18 protein-coding genes are annotated in these 20725 nt (G+C 52.4%); 17 read left to right on the plus strand and 1 reads right to left on the minus strand.

Annotated features, from left to right (window positions below):
- The first annotated feature begins 37 nt into the window (after positions 1-37).
- Both ACNI29_RS03835 and ACNI29_RS03840 read left to right on the plus strand, forming a co-directional pair.
- Positions 38-1282 (plus strand): HD domain-containing protein, encoded by a 1245-nt coding sequence (locus ACNI29_RS03835; RefSeq protein WP_419780868.1) that lies wholly within the window; start codon positions 38-40, stop codon positions 1280-1282.
- A gap of 104 nt (positions 1283-1386) precedes the next feature.
- Positions 1387-1872, plus strand: a complete 486-nt coding sequence (locus ACNI29_RS03840; RefSeq protein WP_419780869.1) for a CBS domain-containing protein — start codon at positions 1387-1389, stop codon at positions 1870-1872.
- A gap of 97 nt (positions 1873-1969) precedes the next feature.
- Here the strand turns inward: ACNI29_RS03840 and ACNI29_RS03845 are convergent, their stop codons facing one another.
- Entirely contained in the window at positions 1970-2983 is a 1014-nt protein-coding gene (locus ACNI29_RS03845; RefSeq protein WP_419780870.1) for an HD-GYP domain-containing protein, read from the minus strand.
- Positions 2984-3414: 431 nt separating this feature from the next.
- Here ACNI29_RS03845 and mraZ point away from each other — a divergent pair, with 431 nt between their 5' ends.
- The 15 genes from mraZ (at position 3415) to ftsZ (ending at position 20668) form a co-directional block, all read left to right on the plus strand.
- On the plus strand, positions 3415-3864 hold the full coding sequence (gene mraZ / locus ACNI29_RS03850) for a division/cell wall cluster transcriptional repressor MraZ (protein ID WP_419780871.1): 450 nt from the start codon (positions 3415-3417) through the stop codon (positions 3862-3864).
- Between the two features lie 137 nt (positions 3865-4001).
- On the plus strand, positions 4002-4976 hold the full coding sequence (rsmH, locus tag ACNI29_RS03855) for a 16S rRNA (cytosine(1402)-N(4))-methyltransferase RsmH (protein WP_419782079.1): 975 nt from the start codon (positions 4002-4004) through the stop codon (positions 4974-4976).
- Between the two features lie 6 nt (positions 4977-4982).
- Positions 4983-5273 carry a hypothetical protein gene (locus tag ACNI29_RS03860; protein ID WP_419780872.1) on the plus strand — a complete coding sequence of 97 codons (291 nt, stop codon included), beginning with the start codon at positions 4983-4985 and terminating at the stop codon, positions 5271-5273.
- 22 nt (positions 5274-5295) lie between these two features.
- Complete coding sequence (locus ACNI29_RS03865; RefSeq protein ID WP_419780873.1) at positions 5296-7242, plus strand: penicillin-binding transpeptidase domain-containing protein; 1947 nt, start codon at positions 5296-5298, stop codon at positions 7240-7242.
- A 10-nt stretch (positions 7243-7252) separates the two neighbouring features.
- Positions 7253-8713, plus strand: a complete 1461-nt coding sequence (locus tag ACNI29_RS03870; RefSeq protein ID WP_419780874.1) for a UDP-N-acetylmuramoyl-L-alanyl-D-glutamate--2,6-diaminopimelate ligase — start codon at positions 7253-7255, stop codon at positions 8711-8713.
- On the plus strand, positions 8710-10101 hold the full coding sequence (locus ACNI29_RS03875) for a UDP-N-acetylmuramoyl-tripeptide--D-alanyl-D-alanine ligase (RefSeq protein WP_419780875.1): 1392 nt from the start codon (positions 8710-8712) through the stop codon (positions 10099-10101). Before ACNI29_RS03870 ends, ACNI29_RS03875 begins: the two co-directional genes overlap by 4 nt.
- The gene (gene mraY / locus ACNI29_RS03880; RefSeq protein ID WP_419780876.1) at positions 10098-11177 is read left to right on the plus strand and encodes a phospho-N-acetylmuramoyl-pentapeptide-transferase; all 1080 of its coding nucleotides are present in this window, start codon (positions 10098-10100) and stop codon (positions 11175-11177) included. The genes ACNI29_RS03875 and mraY overlap by 4 nt, the downstream gene beginning before the upstream one ends.
- A gap of 7 nt (positions 11178-11184) precedes the next feature.
- A complete protein-coding gene (murD, locus tag ACNI29_RS03885) occupies positions 11185-12489 on the plus strand; it encodes a UDP-N-acetylmuramoyl-L-alanine--D-glutamate ligase (RefSeq protein ID WP_419780877.1) in 1305 nt (434 codons plus the stop codon).
- The gene (ftsW, locus tag ACNI29_RS03890) at positions 12486-13601 is read left to right on the plus strand and encodes a putative lipid II flippase FtsW (protein WP_419780878.1); all 1116 of its coding nucleotides are present in this window, start codon (positions 12486-12488) and stop codon (positions 13599-13601) included. Before murD ends, ftsW begins: the two co-directional genes overlap by 4 nt.
- Positions 13601-14683 (plus strand): undecaprenyldiphospho-muramoylpentapeptide beta-N-acetylglucosaminyltransferase, encoded by a 1083-nt coding sequence (gene murG / locus ACNI29_RS03895; RefSeq protein WP_419780879.1) that lies wholly within the window; start codon positions 13601-13603, stop codon positions 14681-14683. The genes ftsW and murG overlap by 1 nt, the downstream gene beginning before the upstream one ends.
- A 53-nt stretch (positions 14684-14736) precedes the next feature.
- Positions 14737-16149: a UDP-N-acetylmuramate--L-alanine ligase gene (gene murC / locus ACNI29_RS03900; protein WP_419782080.1), complete on the plus strand. Its 1413-nt coding sequence runs from the start codon at positions 14737-14739 to the stop codon at positions 16147-16149.
- A gap of 12 nt (positions 16150-16161) precedes the next feature.
- Complete coding sequence (murB, locus tag ACNI29_RS03905) at positions 16162-17034, plus strand: UDP-N-acetylmuramate dehydrogenase (RefSeq protein ID WP_419780880.1); 873 nt, start codon at positions 16162-16164, stop codon at positions 17032-17034.
- Complete coding sequence (locus ACNI29_RS03910; protein WP_419780881.1) at positions 17031-17885, plus strand: cell division protein FtsQ/DivIB; 855 nt, start codon at positions 17031-17033, stop codon at positions 17883-17885. The genes murB and ACNI29_RS03910 overlap by 4 nt, the downstream gene beginning before the upstream one ends.
- A 56-nt stretch (positions 17886-17941) precedes the next feature.
- Positions 17942-19171, plus strand: a complete 1230-nt coding sequence (gene ftsA, locus ACNI29_RS03915) for a cell division protein FtsA (protein ID WP_419780882.1) — start codon at positions 17942-17944, stop codon at positions 19169-19171.
- Between the two features lie 219 nt (positions 19172-19390).
- Positions 19391-20668, plus strand: a complete 1278-nt coding sequence (gene ftsZ, locus ACNI29_RS03920; RefSeq protein WP_419782081.1) for a cell division protein FtsZ — start codon at positions 19391-19393, stop codon at positions 20666-20668.
- The last annotated feature ends 57 nt before the right edge of the window (positions 20669-20725 follow it).

Raw genomic sequence — 20725 nt, forward strand, 5'->3', positions numbered from 1 at the left:
ACCGGATTTATATTCCCGCCAAAGAGGATGGACTGAAATGCCGATTATTAGAAAAAGCCTGCTGCAATTAATTTTTTCCGGTTCGTTCATGAAAAGGTGGAATGACAAACTCCGGCCCATGGAAATGGTGGAGGTAGACAAGCAGGCCCATAAAATGATCGCCACTTGGATTCTCTTTGTTCTCAATCAGGATCAGCTGGACCAACGCGAACGAATCAGACTGGGAGACGAAATTGTTGAGGGCGGTATCTTCGAATACCTGTTCCGTATGGTCATTACCGACATCAAACCGCCTGTTTTCTACCGAATTAAAGAAAATCCCGAACATTACCGCAAACTATCCAAATGGGTTCTTAAACAATTACGCCCCAGACTCATGCCGCTAGGCAGGGATTTCTGGGAACGGCTGACAGAATACCACCTCAATCCCGACGAAACGTCACTCGCGCGGCAACTGCTTGATGCCTCGCATATGTACGCCAGCTACTCCGAGTTCAAGCTCCTCAAGCACCTCAACCAGATGGACGAAGAACTTGCCGGGATCGAACAGAGTTTCATCGACCGTCTGGAAAGCTATTCCAACCTTTCCGGGGTAAACGAACTGCTTCATTCCGAATCAACCGCGCTCGGACGTTTTGCAGATTTATGCGGACGTCTACGGTTCCAGACCCGCTGGTCCCAGACCCCGCGCGTTCCCGAAACGTCAGTACTCGGACACGTCTTCATTGTCGCAACATTTGCATGGTTTTTCAGCCTTGAAAAAGGGGCCTGCCCAGCCCGAAGACAAAACAACTTTTTCTCCGGACTCTTTCACGACATCCCTGAACTCCTGACCCGCGACATCATTTCCCCGGTCAAAAAATCAGATCCCACCATCGGCGAACTTATCCGCGAATATGAAGAACAGGAAATGGAGAGAAGGATCATGGATCCACTCAAAAAAAACGGATACGGAAAGATAGCTGATCGGCTGGGATATTTTCTCGGTGTGGATACCGGATCTGAATTCGACGCCGCCGCCCTTGTCGGAGGATTTGCCAAAAAGATTACCACTGACGAACTTGATGCCCGCTACAATGATGATTCCTATGACCCAAAAGATGGAGAACTGCTCAAACTTTGCGACCATCTGGCCGCTTTTATGGAAGCCTACAACGCCATGCAGAACGGTATAACCTCACCGCATCTGCATCAGGCATACTGGCGGATCAGCCAGAGTTACATGGAGAATCCGATGGTCGCCGGAATTCATGTAGGGCCGCTGCTGGCTGACTTTGAATAATCCACCTTTGCGTGAAAACGCGAAATATGGTTTAAACAATGTGAACGATTACAAGCTGAACTTGTTCAACCGCTAACCACAGATAAGTCCAGAAGGAGATTTCGATGCTGCTGAGAAAACGTGCATGGGATATAATGAATGAAGATTTTTCCACCATTGAGGATTCCGCAAGCCTTGCCGAAGCAGTACGCACACTGCGCGACAGCATGAAGGAAACCCCGGACAACCACGTTGTGGTAGTGAAAAAGAAAAACGGCTCCCTCCGCGGGGTTGTTTCCATCTGGACCATGCTCAAGGCGGTGGAAGAATTGGTACTCAAGGATGAAGACCTGAGCCTGACCGAAGAAGCCGATTGGGACCGGGCCTTTAAACGCGCCGGAACTGCCTGCGTTTCCGAAGCTCTTGATGAGTATATCGAAGAGGATGTAGCCATCCTCAAACCTACCGACCCCATGCTCGTAGTTCTGGAAATTTTCCGCAAAAAGAAACGCACCTGGGCACTGGTTCAGGAAGGCGGGAACATCATCGGCGTTGTTCTCTTGAACGAGGTTTACCGTGAAGTTACCCGCGATCTGGTTCAGCAGTTTTAATATGTGAAGGCTTCGCCACTTTATTTCGCTGTCATATAAAAACAGCCCTGTTTCCTTTCCCGGAAACAGGGCTGTTTAATTTTGCTATGGGTAAATGCTATTTCTTCAAGGTCAAAGCCCAGGCTTGGATGTTCTTGGTCACTTCCGGGTCGTAGCCCTTATCCTGAGAAATTGCCGCAGCTGCTTTGAGCGGGTCAATGGCTTCGGCAAAGGGACGCTTGGTGATCATGGCACAGTAGGAATCAACTGCAGCCATGATCCGGCCCAGTTGGGATATATCCCGTCCGGATTTTTTCTGAGGATATCCCTTGCCGTTCAACCTTTCGTGGTGCTCAACTACACAAGCCTCTATTTCCTTGTATCTAAGGTCAAGCTTGGTAAGCATTTCATAGCCGAGCATGGAGTGCTTATCAATCTTCTGCCGCTCATCTGTAGTCAACGGCTTGGGCTTCTCACGAATGAACAAAGGAATTTTACTCATACCCAGATCGTGTAGAAAAAAACCGGCGGCAAGCCTGTTGAAATGGGTTCTGGTAATGTCCCCTTTGGCAATCCCATCCCCTTTCATGCGAATATACATCATAAGGCCCAGCACACCACAGTTTACACTATGTTGCCCGAGGGTATGTTCCTTGTGCAACCTCTTGGTGAGGGCTTTGATACGAAAGGGATCGTTCCAAAGGTATTCTGTCAGTACCATCAGATCGGCCCACAGTTTATCCATAACTGCAGCCACGGGCTGATCAAGAAATTCACTCATACGCATGGTCAGCGCTTCAATAAAAATATCAGCTATTTCGCTCTCTTTAAGGTTACGGTCGATAAGGACAAGATCTAGCTGGTAGGCAATATGCTTTACATATACCGGATGGTCCTTGCGGGAAACGAAGATCAGCCCCTCTTTAACCATCCCGGCCAACTGTTCTATCTGCTCCTTGCTCAGTCTCCCACCCACTTTATAAAAAGCAGAGATGCGGGCAACATCTTCCTTGAACATGAAAATATCCAATGGTGGTCTGAACTTATTGAAACTCAGGAGAATATCTGGACTGATCTGGTAATATTCCTCGTTCAAGCCATCTGGAACATCCATTCTACCTTTTGCATGCATATCTCAACCTTACCCCACAACTTATAAACAGCTGAAATTACTTGTGTTTAATAAAACATATCCGCATTTAAAATTTTCCCACCTCAAAACCGCGCAGTAGGGATTTCGCCTGCGAAAATAGATGCGAATCATGGATTTCACTTGCCCTATAGCATTCATAGCCCTGTTCGTGAAGCCTGTGTCTGACACGTTACGATTTTTATCTATTATTTTTAAAAAAAATATAAACTTTTTTCCCCGTTTTATTAATTCTTTCTAAGGGCTGTATATATAAGCTTTTAGAGGAGTCAAAATCGGCTTCAGGCATTGAAAACAGCCTGTTTTCGACCCTTTTATTTTGTTGAGGGGTCTTGACTTTTTCACCATTTTCACACACAGGTGGTGAGACGGGGGGAATTGGTGGTAAATCTGTGTGATTGAGTGGTAGAAAAATGAAGTTTAGAGGTCACGCACATAGAAGCATGGATGCCAAAGGCAGACTGATGCTTACGCCGGAGTACCGGGATCAAGTCTATTCTGATTCCCCGGAAGGCTGCGTGACGCTGACTATTTTCGAAGGAAACATAGTCGGATTCACACCACCGGATTGGGACGTACTTGAAGAAAAGCTCACCAGCATCAAGAGCCCCAGCCGGAAACTCAGAAATTTCATCCGAATAATCATTTCAGGTTCCGAAGAAGTTCACCTTGATAAACAAGGTCGAATCACCATTCCTTCCTATCTGCGGAAAAGCGGCAAGCTGGACAAGGACGTAGTCCTTGCCGGAGTCGGCGACAGATTCGAGATCTGGGACAAGCGTGAATACGAAGCACTGCTTGAACAGGATTTTGATGATGTATCAGACGAATTGGCTGAATGCGGAGTTGAACTCCCCTTCTAGCCGATTTCGCTTTTCCGTCCCACAGACACACGCATTTTTAGATTTTTAAAACTTGATTTTCAAAACCGCCACGGTTTACACCGACTCCCCCCCGAGTACGGCTCTAAAACCGACAAAACGTTTTGAATCAGGAAATTATGGAAAGCAAGAAATTAATACCTGAACAGGTCCACACTTCCGTCCTGCTGAACGAAGTCATTGAATGGCTGGCTCCCAAACCCGGTGGCCGCTACCTTGACGGGACTCTCGGCATGGCCGGACACTCCAGCGCAATTCTCAAAGCAGCAGGCGAAGGAGCCGAACTGGCCGGTCTTGACCGCGATGAACAGGCTCTTGAACTGGCAGGCGAACGGCTGGCCCCTTTTGGCGATAAAGCCCATAGGTTTCACCTTGCTTTCAGTAAGTTTGAGGCGGCTCTGAATGAACTGGGCTGGGATACCGTGGACGGCGTTGTTCTGGACCTCGGTGTTTCTTCCCTGCATCTGGATCATGCCGAGCGCGGATTCAGTTTCATCAAGGATGGACCGCTTGATATGCGCATGGACCCGGCAGGCGGAATGCCTCCGGCTTCTTCCATTGTTAACAAGGGTTCTTATTCCGATCTGAACAGGATTTTAAAACTGTACGGCGAAGAACCGCTGGCTTCCAAGATCACCAAGGCGATCATTGCAGCCCGGGAAGAAGAAAAAATCACCACCACCCTGCAGCTGGCCTCCATTGTCGAGAAAGCTTACCCGGCCAAACGCAGGGCCTTGTCCCGGACCCATCCGGCGACAAAAACCTTTCAGGGACTGCGCATTGCCGTGAACTCGGAACTGGAAGAACTGAAAAACTTCCTTGACCGGATTCCGGAACGGCTCAGCCCCGGCGCAAGGGTCGCGATCATTTCCTTCCACTCTTTGGAAGACCGCATCGTGAAAAAGACCTTCAAATCCCAGTCACAAAGCTGTGACTGCCCGCCCATGCAGCCCATGTGCACCTGCGGAAAGGTCAAACGGATGCATGTGCTGACCAGAAAACCGGTCCTCCCCACCGAGGAGGAAATGAAGGTCAACCCCCGCAGCCGAAGCGCAAAACTCCGCGTAGCCGAAAGGACCGGGGAGGACAGGTAAAAGGCCATGAAAGGTGATTCCAAGGGAATAGCCATGGCCCTGGCCCTGACTATGGGATCAGCACTGATACTGGGGCTGGTCTCGGTCTGGCTGAACATCGAGCGAGTCGACAAAGCATACGACTTGCGGCGCATGGAAAAAAGGCTCGATGAACAGGAAGCTCTGGCTGCAAAACTGGAAGTTGAAAGAAACAATCTCCTCTCACCTATTAGGTTGAGGGAGCTGGCAAAAAAATACGGTTTCGGTCCTACTTCGCAAGGACAGATTAGACGGCCCGCGAACAAGGCGAAACCATAGTTGTAAACAGGGAGCCCAAACAATGGCTAAAAGGAAAAAAGAAAGCCTGAAGGCGAGCAGAACAAAGCTGCTCTTCGTCATGGTCCTTTTCGCCCTTGTCTGGACAGGCCTTTTGGGTAGAGCGGCATGGCTGCAGCTGTTCAAGGGTGCCGACCTTTCACGCATGGTCTCCCGGCAGCACCTTGCGGCAGAACTGGAACGCGGAGAACGCGGCTCCATCTTCGACCGCAAAGGCAACCTGCTGGCAACCAGTGTCGAAGCTTCTTCCGTGTACATCCGCCCCGTTAAAGTCACCGATGTGGGTGGCACAGCGTATAAACTTTCAAAGATTCTCGGCATTTCACAGGCAAAGCTGAGAAAGAAACTTTCGAAAAAGTCCAACTTTATCTGGATCAAGCGGCAGATTAATGACCGCATTGCCCAAAAGATAAAGCAGGCCAAACTACCCGGCGTATACCTGACCACAGAATACGTCAGACTCTATCCCAACAACTACCTTGCGGGGCAGTTGCTGGGCTTTTCCGGTATTGACGGTAAAGGGCTTGAAGGACTTGAAAAGAAATTTAACGACCGCCTTGCAGGCCGCAAGGCACAGTTCGTTGTGCAGCGCGACGCTTCCGGACGCAGGCTCTACCTTGACGCCATGGGCCGTGAGATGGACGTGCGCGGTAAAGACATCCACCTGACTATTGACTCACACCTGCAGTCAGTAACAGAGAACGCTCTGGCTGAAGCAGTGAAGAAATACAACGGCAAGTGGGGGTCTGCCATAGTTGTTGAAGTAGCCAGCGGAGATATTCTGGCAATTGCCAACTGCCCGCGCTTCAACCCCAATATTTTCCGCACCAGCTCCCCCAATATCTGGAGGAACCGTGCGGCTCTCGACGTTGTTGAACCGGGATCAACCTTCAAGCCCTTCCTCATGGCTGCGGCACTTGAGCATAAGGTTGTCACCCCGGAAAAACTATTTGATTGTGAAAACGGACGCTGGAAGATCAACGGTAAGTACATCAAGGATACCCATAAAGAAGGATGGCTCCCCGTACACAAGATCCTGCGCTACTCCAGCAACATCGGCTGTGCCAAAATCGGACTTGAGCTGGGCGTGCAGAACTACCACAAGTTCATCAGCGATCTGGGTTTCGGGTACAAGACCGGCCTACCAATTCCAGGTGACCGTAAAGGGCTGATCCGGCCCGCCGCCAAATGGAATGAAATAGACCTTGCCGCAGGATCATTCGGGCAGGGTATCGGTGTCACCACCGTGCAGATGGCCAAGGCTTTCCTGACTCTGGCCAACAAGGGTATTGAGAAACCGCTCCGGCTGGTGCAGTACCCGCACTCTGAAGAAGAGGAAGCGCCCAAGCGCATCTTCAGTCCTGCTGTAGCGGAGAAAGTGCTCTCCATGATGCGAGAAGTCGTGCAGGACGATGGAACCGGACGCAAGGCCCGCATCAGCGGAACAACCGTAGCCGGCAAAACCGGAACCGCCCAGAAAGCACACGGCAAGGGCGGATACGGAACCGAATACATTGCGTCTTTCGTAGCGCTGGTTCCGGGATATAACCCGGATTACATCGTCTACATGATGGTTGATGATCCCAAACCGAACCATTACGGAGGCACAGTTGTAGCCCCGGCGGTAAAAGAGATCATGACCCAGACCCTTGCTTACTACGGCAAGCTCCCGGAGCACCGTAAACCGACCCCGGTCATGGCCGCGGGAAAGACCTTCACCGAAATGCCCAAAAAAGCACTCAGGGCTACTCCGCCCAAGGTGGTTGTATCCGATGATAAGGTCCCGAATTTGAAAGGAATGCCCATTCGCAGGGCAATTGAAATATTAGTCCAGAAAGGATTTGTCCCCAAACTCAAGGGTCAGGGGATGACTGTAAATAAACAGCTTCCTGCCGCAGGCGATAAATGGCCTGAGGATAAAAAAGCAGAAATGGTTCTCTGGATTTCTTAAAGGAAAATTTATGTCTGAAACAGTACTGAATAAAACAAAATGGGACGCTCTCCTCGCCAAAGTAGGCGAAGGACTGATGGTCCGTATGGATTCACGGGAAGTCCGCGAGGGTGATATCTTTGTCGCCATCTCCGGCCCTCTTCGTGACGGTGCTGATTTCGTACCTCAGGCACTGGAAAACGGTGCTGCATACATCATCTGCGATAAAGAAATTGAGACCGGGGCTGCTGAACTGGTCACACACCCTTCCCCCCGCGAAGCCCTCGGTGATCTGGCTATGGCTTATTTCAAAACCGCAGACAGCAAAATCAAACTAGTGGGTATAACCGGAACCAACGGCAAGACCACCACCACCTACCTGATCGAACAGCTGCTTTCCTCCGCCGGGATGAAAGTAGGCGTACTCGGCACAGTAAGCTACCGCTGGCCCGGATTTGAGCAGGAAGCACCGCTGACCACCCCCGGATGCTGGCAGCTGCATGAAATGCTGGCCCAAATGGATAAAGCCGGAGTCGACGTTGCGGTAATGGAAGTTTCTTCCCACGCACTGCACCAGAACCGCGTTTGCGGCCTCAACTTTGACGCAGCGGTAATCACCAACGTTACACAGGACCACCTCGATTACCACGGTGACATGGAAGAATATTTCAAGGCCAAATGCCTGCTCTTCCAGCATTACCCCAGCGCACTCAAACGCGGCATCATCAATTTCGATGATCCTTACGGCAGAAGACTTCTGGAATGCTACACCCCGGCAATAGGGTTCGGCATGGACAAAAGCTGTGCCACCGGCTGTAAATCACTATGCGGGGAAATGATCTCCTGCTCCGGCGACGGTATGCGGTTGAAAATGACCTGCGACAGCGATGAATGGGAAATTGAAACCGACCTGATCGGCAAATTCAACGGTTCCAACCTGCTTGCCGCACAGGCCATAGGTCTGCATATGGGCCTGACCCCGGAACAGATGGATGTATTCAAGGAATTTGACGGCGTTCCCGGAAGGCTGGAGCGGGTCCGTAACGATCAGGGCCTAAATATTTTCGTGGACTATGCCCACACCCCGGATGCGCTGGATAACGTCCTGCGCACCCTGAAAGAGCTTGACTTCAATAGGGTTATCACTGTTTTCGGCTGCGGCGGCGACCGCGACCGGGCCAAGCGCCCGCTCATGGCTGAAGCGGCCTGCCGTCATTCCGATGTGGCTGTGCTTACTTCAGACAACCCGCGCACAGAGGACCCCGTGCAGATCATCGAAGATGTACGCCCAGGACTCAAAGGCTGCGCCAGCATCATCGAAGAAGTTGACCGCGCCAAAGCCATCAGGAAAGCAGTGGCGAAAATGACTGCGGAAGATGTGCTGCTCATCGCAGGCAAGGGCCACGAGACATATCAGATTATCGGAACGGAAAAACGGGACTTCAGCGATAGCGAAGAAGTTTCCAAGGCGATTAAGGAGATTTACGGTTGAAGCTGACCTTATGTGAAATCGAAGAACAGCTCATGGGGAGCAGCGATCTGCCCTGTGCGGTAGACATCGAAATCGCAGCTGTGCGCACTGACAGCAGGCTGGTGAAGAAAAACGATGTCTTCTTCTGCATTGAAGGGGTGAATTTCGACGGCCACAACTTTGCCGAAGCGGCACTTGATGCCGGAGCGGCTGCCGTTGTTGTTTCCCAGTTCATGCCCGAGCTTGAGGGCAGACCGGCTATCATGGTCCGCAATACCGTACAGGCACTTGGCCGAGTAGCCGCATACTGGCGCACGAAATCTCAGGCCCGCATGATCGCCGTCACTGGTTCCGCCGGAAAGACCACGGTCAAGGAAATGCTTGCCCACGTTCTGTCCGGTTCCCATTCCGTGCATAAAAATTTCATGAATCTGAACAACCAGCTCGGCCTGCCCCTGTCCATGCTTGAAGCAAGCGGAGAGGAAACATACTGGGTTATGGAACTGGGCATCAGCCTGCCCCACGATATGGGCGAACTTGGCCCCATCGCCAACCCGGACATGGCTATTGTCCACAATATCGGTCCCGCTCACCTTGAAGGTCTGGGGTCGCTGGAAAATGTGGCTGTCCAGAAGGCATCGCTCTTCAAATACCTCCGTCCCGAAGGCAAAGCCCTGTGCTGCAAAGACCATGAGCTGCTCTGGAACGCTGCCAATGAAATTGCAGCACCCATCGCATTTTCCTCCAAGGATGAAAATGCCGAGTACTACAGCACCATGCTGCACACACTGCCGGATGGTTCAGGACGTTTCCTACTCAAAGCCGGAGACGAAAGCACAGAAGTGGTGCTGCCCACCTGCGGTGAACATTTTGCCGAAAACGCAGCCGCTGTAACCTGCGCTGCCCATCAGTTAGGCATGGAGCTCACCGAAATAGCAGACAGACTGGCCACAGTCGAAATGCCCAAGCAACGGTTCCACTGCCACACCCACGGAGAATGGACACTTATCGATGACTCCTACAACGCCAACCCCCTGTCCATGAACCGGGCTATCGACACTGCCAAGCGCATTGCCGGGGAAAGGCCGCTGGTACTGGTGCTTGGCGATATGCTGGAACTGGGTAATGAAGCCGGGTGCTCACACTGTGATCTGGGCGAAAAAATAGCCGAAATTGAACCGGATGCAACTTTTTATTTCGGTCAACATTATGCCGAAGTGGCTTCCAAAACCAACGGTTGCACTTTGGTCCCGGTCAATAAGCCGGATGAATTTCTGAACGGAATGCACGAACTTGGTCTCAGCGACGCGGTGGTCCTCTTTAAAGGGTCGAGGTCCTGCCGCATGGAAACTTACTTCCACGCACTGAGTAATGAAATTAATGGGGAGACCGGAGGAAACAAAGCATGATCTATCATTTTCTAGTCCCCTTAAGCGCCCAGCTTGGCCTGCTTAACGTATTCCGTTACATAACCTTCAGGTCCATCTACGCCCTGCTCACTGCGCTGGTAATCACCATCGTGCTCGGGCCTATGATGATGCGCTGGCTGCAAAAAGTGAAATGCGGTCAGTACATTCAGGACGAAGTGGGTGAAATGCACAAATGCAAGGCCGGAACCCCGACCATGGGTGGGTTGCTGCTCGGTTTCGGCGTACTGGTCTCCACCTTGCTCTGGGCGGACCTGACCAACATCTACGTCTGGTTGACGATGCTTGTCTTTGCCGGATTCGGGCTGGTCGGATTTGTGGATGACTACACCAAGATCAAGGGCAAGCAGAACAAGGGAATCTCTCCCAAAGCCAAACTTTTCGGACAATTGCTCGTAGCCGGAACAGCTGTAGCCCTCTTGATCATGCAGCCCGCTTACTCAACTGAGCTGGCTGTACCGTTCTTTAAAAATTTCACCCCGAACCTCGGCTGGATGTATCTGCCGTTCGCACTGCTGGTCATGATCGGGGCTTCAAACGGCGTAAACCTCACAGACGGTCTGGACGGATTGGCCATCGGCCCCTCCATCACCAGCGCCACCTGTTACGCGTTTTTTATTTACATTGCCGGTCACGTGGGCATGTCCAGTTACCTTAGTGTTCCCCATGTTCCCGGGGTTGGTGAAGTAACCGTATTCTGCGGTGCTTTAGTCGGCGCGGGGCTGGGTTTCCTGTGGTACAACGCCTACCCTGCCCAGATTTTTATGGGCGATGTAGGCTCTCTGAGCATCGGCGGTGTACTCGGTTTTATCGCCGTTCTCTGCAAGCAGGAACTGCTACTGATCATCGTCGGCGGTGTTTTTGTTTTTGAGACCATCTCGGTCATCATGCAGGTCAGTTACTTCAAGGTCAGCGGCGGTAAACGTATTTTCCGCATGGCCCCGCTGCACCACCATTTTGAACACAAGGGAGTTCCCGAATCCAAGATTGTAATCAGATTCTGGATCATCTCTATTTTAATGGCCCTAATGGCCCTGAGTACCCTGAAAATCAGGTAAGGATGTTATGGATAGCGCATTTGTAGAACAGGTCACCTCGACCCGTATGTTCACCGGCAGATTGGCAGTTGTCGTCGGAGCCGGACGTTCAGGCCTTGCCGCAGCTAAACTGCTGCACAAGCTCAAGGCCACCGTGCGCATTGTGGACAGCAACGAGAACCTCAGCACAGACATCCTTGAGGGTCTCGGCCCTGACGCTGAACTGATGACCGGACCTTTCTGCGAAGAGCAATTTGCCGGAGCGGATGTGATCGTCGCAAGCCCCGGAATTCCAGCCCGCAAAATCACTCCGTTTATCGGTAACCTGCCGGAACGGGCTATCATCTCCGAGCTTGAGATGGCTTCATGGTTCGCTAATGAACCTAAAATCGCCATAACCGGAACCAACGGAAAAACAACTACCACCGCGCTCATCGAACACATTTTGAAAGAATCAGGACGCGTTCCTTTTGCCGGAGCCAACTACGGTACTCCCCTTTCTGAATTCATCTATGAAGACAGAAAGGCCGATGTACTGGTGCTTGAAGTTTCCAGCTTCCAGCTCCAGAACTGCCGCCTGTTCAGACCGCAGGCCGCAATCCTGCTCAACATCGCGCCCAACCACCTCAACTATCATGAGGACATGGACGAATACCTTGAGGCCAAACTCAAAATTTTCGAACGCCAGAGCGAGGATGAGTTGGCTATTCTTCCTGCACACATGAAGGGTGAGCTGAATCCGGCAAGCTTCACCAAGGCAAAAGTGAAATGGTTCGACGGTTCCACTTTCCCGGAACAGCCCAATCTGCCCGGACACCACAACCGCTTGAACATGGAAGCAGCGTGGCTGGCTCTGGAAAAAATAGGTCTGACCCGTGAGGAATTCGAAGCAGGGCTGAAAACTTTCAAAGGCAAGCCCCACCGCATTCAGGAGATCGGCACAGTGGACGGCGTCCGCTTCATCGATGACTCCAAAGGAACCAACCTTGATGCGGTACGTGCTGCCCTGAACAGCTTTGAAGGTCCTGTCCGCTTGCTGCTGGGCGGAGTATTCAAAGGCGGGGATGTCAGCGAACTACTCCCGGCTATGCGCGGCAAAGTTTCTGAAGTCGGACTCTTCGGTGACGGACGCGAGCACTTCGAACCGGCTCTGAAGGACGAATTTAAAATTTCCTGGCACAAAAATCTCGAAAAAGCCGTCAGGACCCTTTTCGCGAACGCGCAGGCAGGCGAAACAATCCTGCTTTCCCCGGCAACAGCAAGTTTTGATGCTTACACCGGGTATGAGGCTAGAGGCGATGATTTCAAAAGGATCATGGAGGAACTCTCTTGAACAAGAAAAAGAACCTCTCCGGCAAACCGGAACGCTTTGATTACTGGCTGTTAGGCGCGGCACTGCTGCTGGCCTGCTTCGGCCTGATGATGGTCCTTTCCGCAAGCGGAATCATGGCCGAGCGCTTCTTTGACGATAAATACCTCTTCTTCAAGAAGCAGGCTATATTTCTCGTTGCCGGAACCTTCATGATGTACATCAGCTCCCGTCTGCCCAAGGCCGTTTTCTACAATATGGTCTATGTCTGGCTGATGGCGGCGTTTGTACTCCTGCTGCTCAGCGACTTTTCGCCGTTATCGGTTGCCGCAGGCGGTGCGAAACGCTGGATTGCACTGGGGCCGCTGCGCATTCAGCCGCTGGAGTTCTGCAAACCTGCGCTGGTTCTTTATCTGGCCTATTTTTTCTCGCGTAAACAGGAACTTATCAAGACATTCAGTGTCGGTTTCCTGCCGCCATTCGCCATTACCGGAGCTCTCTGCCTGCTGCTGATGCTGCAGCCGGACTTCGGTGGCTCGGTGTTTTTGTGCATGATCCTTTTTTTCATGAGCCTGGTAGGCGGAACAAGAATCAGCTATCTGCTGACTTCTTTGATTTTCGCTGCCGGAGCCGGATACATGCTGATCACCAGCTCCCCCTACAGGCTCAAACGCATGACCGCATTCATTGACCCCTTCAAGTCCGCGCACGAGGAAGGCTACCAGCTGGTGCAGTCCCTCTACGCTTTCGGTTCGGGCAACGTCTTCGGACAGGGACTTGGCGCAGGCAAACAAAAACTTTTCTTCCTCCCTGAAGCACATAACGACTTCATCATGGCCGTTGTGGGAGAGGAACTCGGCTTCATCGGCGTAATGGCCGTGTTTGCCGTAATCGGATTTCTGGTCTGGCGCGGATTCAAAATCGCGCTGGCACAGGATGATCTGCAGGACCGTTTCACTGCTTACGGTCTGACCATTATGCTTGCTCTGGGCTTCTCCCTGAACCTTGCTGTTGTCATGGGAACCGTACCGCCCAAGGGCGTACCCATGCCTTTCGTCAGCTACGGGGGATCGAGTTTGATGATATCCTGCATCTGCATCGGTATCCTCCTCAATTTATCAAGGGGGAAAGTCTGATGAAACGCATCATCCTGACCACCGGCGGCACAGGCGGGCACGTTTTCCCCGCACTGGCAGTTGCCGAAGAAATCAAAAACCGCTTTCCCGAATGTGAGATTCTCTTCCTCGGCGGTAAAGGTCCGGAAAAAGAAATGGTCGAACGTGCCGGAATCAGCTTCAAGGGGCTTCCGGCTAAGGGTGTTCTGGGCGGCGGTCTGAAAAAAGTTTTCAGTTCCTTCTGGATTGCGGCTGCACTGTTCATGTCGCTGAAAGAAGTAGCTTGCTTCAAACCTGATGCGGTTATCGGTTTCGGCGGATATGCCGGATTCTGCCCGGTGCTGGCGGCATGGATGCTCGGTATCCCCACCACCATCCATGAGCAGAACAGCGTCCCCGGGGTTACCAACCGTATTCTGGGCAAAGTAGTCAAAAGAGTTTTCGCTTCATTCGAGGATAGGAAAGGATCATTCCCCGCTGCCAAGACCGTTGTGGTAGGCAATCCGGTGCGTAAAGAAATAATTGCTTCCGACGTGGAAGCAGACCAAAAAGCGGTACTGGTTTTCGGTGGGAGTCAGGGCGCGGCAGCAATCAACGATGCAATCGTCAGCGGCCTTGCCAAGCTTAGGGATGCAGGAATCAGACTGCGCCACCAGACCGGTAAGTCCGACTTTGAAAAAGTCCGCAAGGCATACATGGACAACGGTATGGACAGCAATTCAGTCTCCCCGTTCATCCACAACATGGGCGAAGCTTATGCCGAAGCTGCTCTTGTGGTCTGCCGGGCGGGAGCGTCCACTGTTTTTGAAGTAGCGGCAGCGGGTAAGCCAGCTATTTTTATCCCGTTTCCGCATGCCACCCACGACCATCAGACCGGGAATGCGCGTTCCCTAGCTGATCTGGGCGCGGCAGAGCTTATTCCGCAGGGTGAACTTGGCGGAGACAGGCTGGCAGATGAAATTATTACGCTGATTAAGGATCAGGACCGACTGGAAGCCATGGGAAGAAAGGGGCTTTCATTTGCGAGGACTGATGCAGCCTCCGCCATCGCGGAAGGCACTTTAGATATTATTAGAATGAAAACAGTGAGAGGTGCAGCATGATCGCAGCAGAAGGACCAAGTGTACCACTGGTAACGGACACAGCATGTCCCATCATGCGCAGCAGGGTTGGTAACATCCACATGATCGGTATCGGCGGATCTGGTATGAGCGGCATTGCCGAAGTACTCATCAACATGGGCTTCACCGTAAGCGGCTCCGACCTCGCCGCAGGTGCTCCCGTTAAACGTCTGCTCAAAATGGGCGCGCAGGTCTTCATCGGCCACGGCGCGGACAATGTAACCGACGCTGACGTGGTAGTTAAATCCACCGCAATTTCCGAAGACAACCCGGAAGTACTCAAGGCCCGCGAACTTGGTATCCCCATCATTCCCCGTGCGGAAATGCTGGCAGAACTCATGCGCCTGCGTACCGGTATCGCCGTAGCAGGTACACACGGCAAGACAACCACCACCTCGCTTCTGGCAACAATTTTCACTGAGGCCGAGCTGGACCCCACTGTCATCATCGGCGGTCGTTTGAACACCTTCGGCAGTAACGCCCGCCTTGGCGACGGCCAGTTCCTCATCGCCGAAGCGGATGAGTCAGATGGTTCATTCCTCTGCCTCGCACCGATCATCACCGTAGTAACCAACGTGGATAAAGACCACCTTGATTTCTACGGCGGGCAGGATGCCATTGATGAATCCTTTCGCAAATTCATGAACTCCATTCCCTTCTACGGAATGAATGTGGTTTGCGGCGATGATCCGGGTGTGCAGAGACTGCTGCCCTCCATCAAACGCCCCTGCATGACTTACGGCCTCACCAAAGGCAACAGGCTGCGCGCAGAAATCCTGTCCTGCGAAGTCCGCTCCCTGTTCAAAGTCTTTCTTGATGAAGAACTGCTTGGTGAAGTTTCACTTGCCCAGCCGGGTAAACACAATGTGCTTAACGCACTCGGCGCCATCGGCGTTTCCCTTGAAGCCGGACTTGATCCCGAAGTTATCCTTTCCGGGCTTTCAAACTTCATGGGCGTCGGACGCAGATTTGAAAAGAAAGGTGAATCCAAAGGCATCCTTGTTGTGGATGATTACGGACACCACCCCGCAGAAATTCAGGCCACCATCGAAACGGCCAAGTCCTGCTTCCCGCAGCGCAGGCTGGTGGTAGCTTTCCAGCCACACAGATTCACCCGAACCGAAGCCCTGTTCGGCGAGTTCTGCAAAACATTTGAGAAAGCCGACGAACTGCTGCTCACTGAAATCTACCCCGCATCCGAAGACCCCATTCCGGGCGTAAACGGAATGTCACTTGCGCAGGGTATCAGACAGGTCAGCGACACCAAGGTCCGCTTCTACCCGGACTTTGAAATGCTGCAAAACGAGCTGCCTAACATCCTGCAACCCGGTGACCTGTTCATCACCCAGGGAGCAGGGTCCATCTACACTGTAGGTGAGAAATTTTTGAAATATCTGGAAGAGGACGGAGAAAAGGTCCTCAAACCGGAAGAAATAACCGCATTGTAACGGACATTAAAGATGACATTGGAACTGCTTCATAAACCGGGCATGGCACAGCTCACCTCCCTTGGCATTGGCGGAAACGCCCGTGTTCTGGCCAAGGTGCGCGACGAAGCCGGGCTGGATGAACTTTCCCGCTTTGTTGAGCGTGAGGGGACCGACCTGCTTGCCATCGGTGAAGGAAGCAACATTCTCGCCGGTGACGGAGACCTGAACATAGCCCTTGTGCAGGTTGCCTGTGAACGCAAAGTGGAAGCAGAAATACGCGGCACAACCGTGCTGGCTCCTGCTGACATGCGTCTGCCCGGACTGCTTTCAGTGCTCATCAAAAACGGCCTTTCAGGAATGGAAGGTCTGGCCGGGATTCCCGGATCAGTGGGCGGCAGCGTAGCCATGAATGCAGGTTCATACGGAACCGACATGCAGGCGTCCGTAAGCAGGGTCCGCATCTGGAATCATTCCAAAGGCCTTGTCTGGAAGGACGCAGCCGAACTGGAATGGGGTTACCGCCACTTTTCCATCGGCAGTGGCGAGTTCTTTCTGGTCTGGGAAGTCGAATTTGAACTTTCCCATTCGAGCGAGGATGAAGTCCGCAATGCAATCAAAGAAACTTTCGCAAAAAAGAAAGCCACCCAGCCGGTCACCGCAAAGACTGCCGGATGCGTTTTCAAAAACCCTGAAGGGCTGAGCGCGGGCAAGCTGCTGGACGATGCCGGATTCAAGGGTAAAAACCTCGGAGGCATGGGCTTTTCCGAAATGCACGCCAACTTCCTTGAAAACAAGGGAGGCGGAACCGCAGAACAGGCTTTGGAACTCATGTCTCAGGCAAGCGAAGCAGTGGCTGAAAAATTCGGCGTAACCTTAAAGCCGGAGGTCATCATACTGTCATGAGCGTAGCAGGAATTAACAAAAGCAGGCTTAACCTGAGTAACTCAGGCAAAAAGCGCAAGAGCCGCAACAAGACCAAGAAACGCAAAAGCAGTTCGCAGCCTATTTCCGGAATTTTCGGTGCATTGCTGCGCAAGCTCTGCATTTCGGGCGCATGTCTGCTGGTGCTGACTATCGTGGGTATCGGATGTCTGGCCGGATACCGCTGGGTTACTGCGCTGCCTTACTTTGCTCTGCAAGACATCAAGGTCACCGGCAACCACCGTTTGAGCTATGGTGAAATCCTGTCCATCGCAGATGTCAGCCTGAACAAAAACAGCCTCGCGGTGAACATCGGCGAAGTTGAAAGCAAGCTAAGTGACAACCTCTGGATTGAATCCGCAGCCATCCGCAGGGAACTGCCGGGGAAAATGCAAATTCATGTACGCGAAAAACAGCCCCGCTTCATGGTTCGCCACAACGACGTTCTTTATTATTGCGACAGCAAAGGAGAGCTTATTGCTCCGGTGGCTCCGGGGAAATTCAGCTCCCTGCCCTACCTGAATATTGAGTCCGAAGCGATGGACAAGGCTGCCATCCTGCCCGAGTTCATGAACATGCTCAGCCGGCGGGAACTGCCCTTTGATCCGGGCCAGATTGCATGGATCGATATCAAGGGCGGCAACAGAATGGAAATTTTTATGGACAGACTCGGCCTTACGGTGCTGCTGGGTCTGGACAACTGGCAAGAACAACTTTCACACCTGAACACTGTTTGGAAGGACCTCAAAAACAGGGGAGAGTTCAGGGATGTGGCAGTCATTTCAACCGGGAAAAACAGGGTCTGGGTTGAAAAACGCAGTTCCGGGAAATGATTGCCGCAGGTTGGCAACACCCCCGAATCTACAAAGGATGATGAGGAGAAAAAGTTATGTCCAAGTCTGATCTGATCGTCGGCCTTGATGTCGGCACCACCAAGATCTGCGCTGTTGTGGGTGAATCCACCGTGGACGGAGTCGACATTGTCGGTATCGGCACTGCCCCCTCCACCGGTTTGCGCAAAGGCGTGGTGGTCAACATCGAGCAGACAGTGCAGTCCATCAAGAAGGCTCTTGAAGAGGCTGAACTCATGGCTGGTTGCGAAATCCGCTCCGTATACGCGGGCATCGCGGGCAGCCATATTAAAGGTTTCAACAGCCACGGAGTTATCGCTGTCAAAGGCGGCGAGGTGACCCAGAAAGATGTTGACCGGGTTATCGATGCGGCCAAGGCCGTTGCCATTCCGCTGGACAGGGAAGTGATCCACACCTTGCCGCAGGAATACATTGTCGACGATCAGCGAGGCATTGCCGATCCGCTGGGTATGGCCGGTGTACGCCTCGAAGTTAAGGTTCACATCGTTACCGGGGCAGTAACCTCCGCCCAGAATATAATCCGCTCCTGTCATCGTTCAGGTCTGGATGTTTCTGATATAGTTCTCGAATCACTGGCCTCCAGCAAGGCTGTTCTTTCCGAAGAAGAACGCGAAATCGGTGTCGCCATAGTCGACATCGGAGGCGGTACAACCGACCTTGCCATCTTTGCCAACGATTCGATCAAACATACATCCGTTATCGCACTTGGCGGTAACAACCTTACCAACGACATAGCCTTCGGCCTGCGCACTCCTATGGGTTCCGCAGAGCAGATCAAGGTCAAATACGGAACCGCGCTCACCGATCTGGTCACCACCGATGAAACCATCGACGTGCCATCTGTCGGCGGCCGCGACCACCGCAAAATGTCCAAGCGTGTTCTGGCTGAAATCTGCGAACCGCGCTGCGAGGAAATCCTTTCCCTCGTAGACCAGGAACTGGTCCGCAGCGGCTACAAGAACATGATCGCCGCAGGCGTTGTACTCACAGGCGGAACCTCCCTCGTGGACGGCATGCAGGAACTGGCAGAACAGATATTCGACCTGCCTGTTCGTATCGGCTATCCCGCAGGCATGGGCGGCCTCAAAGATGTTGTTAGCAGTCCCAAATACGCAACAGCAGTGGGACTGCTTATGTACGGTGCGGAAAAAGAAGGCGGCTCCGAGCAGGTCTTTAGAATCCGCGACGAAAATGTTTTCAACCGCATTCTGGGCAGGATGCGTAAATGGTTTACTGATATCGCTTAATTTTATGAGGCGCTTCGCGCTTTAAGAATTAATTGATTTCGCCTCCGGCGGCTTAAGGAGCTATGCCCCTTAAGAATCCCTATCAGGGCTTCGCCGCCGGGTTTTGAAGGTAAGGCGGAATCTTGCAACAATGAGTAAACAACAAAGATGAAGGTATTCCGGACCCCGATCACCGGAAAATTCTCAGCAAAAGTTTAACAGGGGAAATGAAAAATGATGATGGATTACATGGAAATCGAAAATGACGGTCAGGCCCGCATCAAGGTTATCGGTTGTGGTGGCGGTGGCGGTAACGCTATCAACAATATGATCCAGTCCGCGCTTTCCGGCGTGCGCTTTATTGTGGCCAACACCGATGCACAGGACATCAACAAATCTCTTGCTGAATATAAAATACAGCTTGGCGACAAATTGACCAAGGGCCTCGGTGCCGGTGCAAACCCCGATGTGGGTAAAAACGCTGCTCTCGAATCAGTTGATCAGATCCGTGAACTGGTCAGCGACTGCGACATGGTTTTTGTTACCGCCGGTATGGGCGGCGGAACCGGAACAGGTGCTGCTCCCGTTATCGCTGAAGTAGCCAAGGAAGCAGGCGCACTGACCGTTGCCGTTGTAACCAAACCTTTCTATTTTGAAGGTAAGCGCAGACTCCTGCAGGCAGAAAAAGGCATAGAGGAACTCAAGAAGGTGGTTGACTCCATCATCACCATTCCCAACGACCGTCTGCTCCAGCTTGCCGCTAAAAAAGCAGCTTTCTCCGAAATGCTGAAAAAGGCTGACGAAGTCCTTTACTACGGCGTCAAGGGTATTGCCGACCTGATCACCGTTCACGGTCTGATCAACCTTGACTTCGCTGACGTACAGGCTGTTATGTCCAGCTCCGGTCTTGCCCTCATGGGTACCGGTATCGCACGGGGTGAAAACAGAGCTCGTGAAGCAGCCATGAAGGCTATCACCAGCCCGCTGCTCGAAGATGTTTCCATTGAAGGCGCTAAAGGCGTACTCATCAACATCACCTGCTCCCCTGACATGACCATCGACGAAGTCAGTGAAGCAGCAAACATTATTTATGAAGAAGCGCATGAAGAAGCACAGATATTCTTCGGTACTGTTTTCGACGCAGAAGTCGGCGACGAAATGCGCATTACCGTTATCGCTACCGGAATCGACAGTGCAGTTGAGGCGGCAGTGCCCACACCTGTTGAGCAGCCGTCTTTCGGTCAGCCCCAGCGCCCTAACCTCACTCCCAGAGGCATGGCCCCAAAGAAAGAGGAAACCACCAACGTACGCCAAATGGGCAGCGCCCACGCAGAAGAAGACCGCTCCATCCCAGCTTACCTGCGCCACACTGCGAGTAAGCCCGCTGAAGCGGCAGGAACCGCCGAACCTGTTCAGCTCAAGCCCAAACAGGCAGCTAACTCCGGTGGAGAAGAATTCATCTTCCATGATGACGACGACTTCGAAGTACCGACCTTCATCCGCAAGCAGGCTGACTAACAACTGCTTGCAATGAATATAAAACGGAAACAGTACGGACCTGACAGTCCGCACCGG

It is taken from the genome of Maridesulfovibrio spiralis (SeqCode) (genome assembly GCF_048571135.1).
In the GTDB taxonomy this organism is placed as follows: domain Bacteria; phylum Desulfobacterota; class Desulfovibrionia; order Desulfovibrionales; family Desulfovibrionaceae; genus Maridesulfovibrio; species Maridesulfovibrio spiralis.

Bases quoted from the DNA above. Each gene is read 5' to 3' on its own strand.
- ACNI29_RS03835 (WP_419780868.1), top strand. From the start codon at position 38: ATGCCGATTATTAGAAAAAGCCTGCTGCAATTAATTTTTTCCGGTTCG.
- ACNI29_RS03840 (WP_419780869.1), top strand. From the start codon at position 1,387: ATGCTGCTGAGAAAACGTGCATGGGATATAATGAATGAAGATTTTTCC.
- ACNI29_RS03845 (WP_419780870.1), bottom strand. From the start codon at position 2,983: ATGCATGCAAAAGGTAGAATGGATGTTCCAGATGGCTTGAACGAGGAA.
- mraZ (WP_419780871.1), top strand. From the start codon at position 3,415: ATGAAGTTTAGAGGTCACGCACATAGAAGCATGGATGCCAAAGGCAGA.
- rsmH (WP_419782079.1), top strand. From the start codon at position 4,002: ATGGAAAGCAAGAAATTAATACCTGAACAGGTCCACACTTCCGTCCTG.
- ACNI29_RS03860 (WP_419780872.1), top strand. From the start codon at position 4,983: ATGAAAGGTGATTCCAAGGGAATAGCCATGGCCCTGGCCCTGACTATG.
- ACNI29_RS03865 (WP_419780873.1), top strand. From the start codon at position 5,296: ATGGCTAAAAGGAAAAAAGAAAGCCTGAAGGCGAGCAGAACAAAGCTG.
- ACNI29_RS03870 (WP_419780874.1), top strand. From the start codon at position 7,253: ATGTCTGAAACAGTACTGAATAAAACAAAATGGGACGCTCTCCTCGCC.
- mraY (WP_419780876.1), top strand. From the start codon at position 10,098: ATGATCTATCATTTTCTAGTCCCCTTAAGCGCCCAGCTTGGCCTGCTT.
- murD (WP_419780877.1), top strand. From the start codon at position 11,185: ATGGATAGCGCATTTGTAGAACAGGTCACCTCGACCCGTATGTTCACC.
- murG (WP_419780879.1), top strand. From the start codon at position 13,601: ATGAAACGCATCATCCTGACCACCGGCGGCACAGGCGGGCACGTTTTC.
- murC (WP_419782080.1), top strand. From the start codon at position 14,737: ATGCGCAGCAGGGTTGGTAACATCCACATGATCGGTATCGGCGGATCT.
- murB (WP_419780880.1), top strand. From the start codon at position 16,162: ATGACATTGGAACTGCTTCATAAACCGGGCATGGCACAGCTCACCTCC.
- ACNI29_RS03910 (WP_419780881.1), top strand. From the start codon at position 17,031: ATGAGCGTAGCAGGAATTAACAAAAGCAGGCTTAACCTGAGTAACTCA.
- ftsA (WP_419780882.1), top strand. From the start codon at position 17,942: ATGTCCAAGTCTGATCTGATCGTCGGCCTTGATGTCGGCACCACCAAG.
- ftsZ (WP_419782081.1), top strand. From the start codon at position 19,391: ATGGATTACATGGAAATCGAAAATGACGGTCAGGCCCGCATCAAGGTT.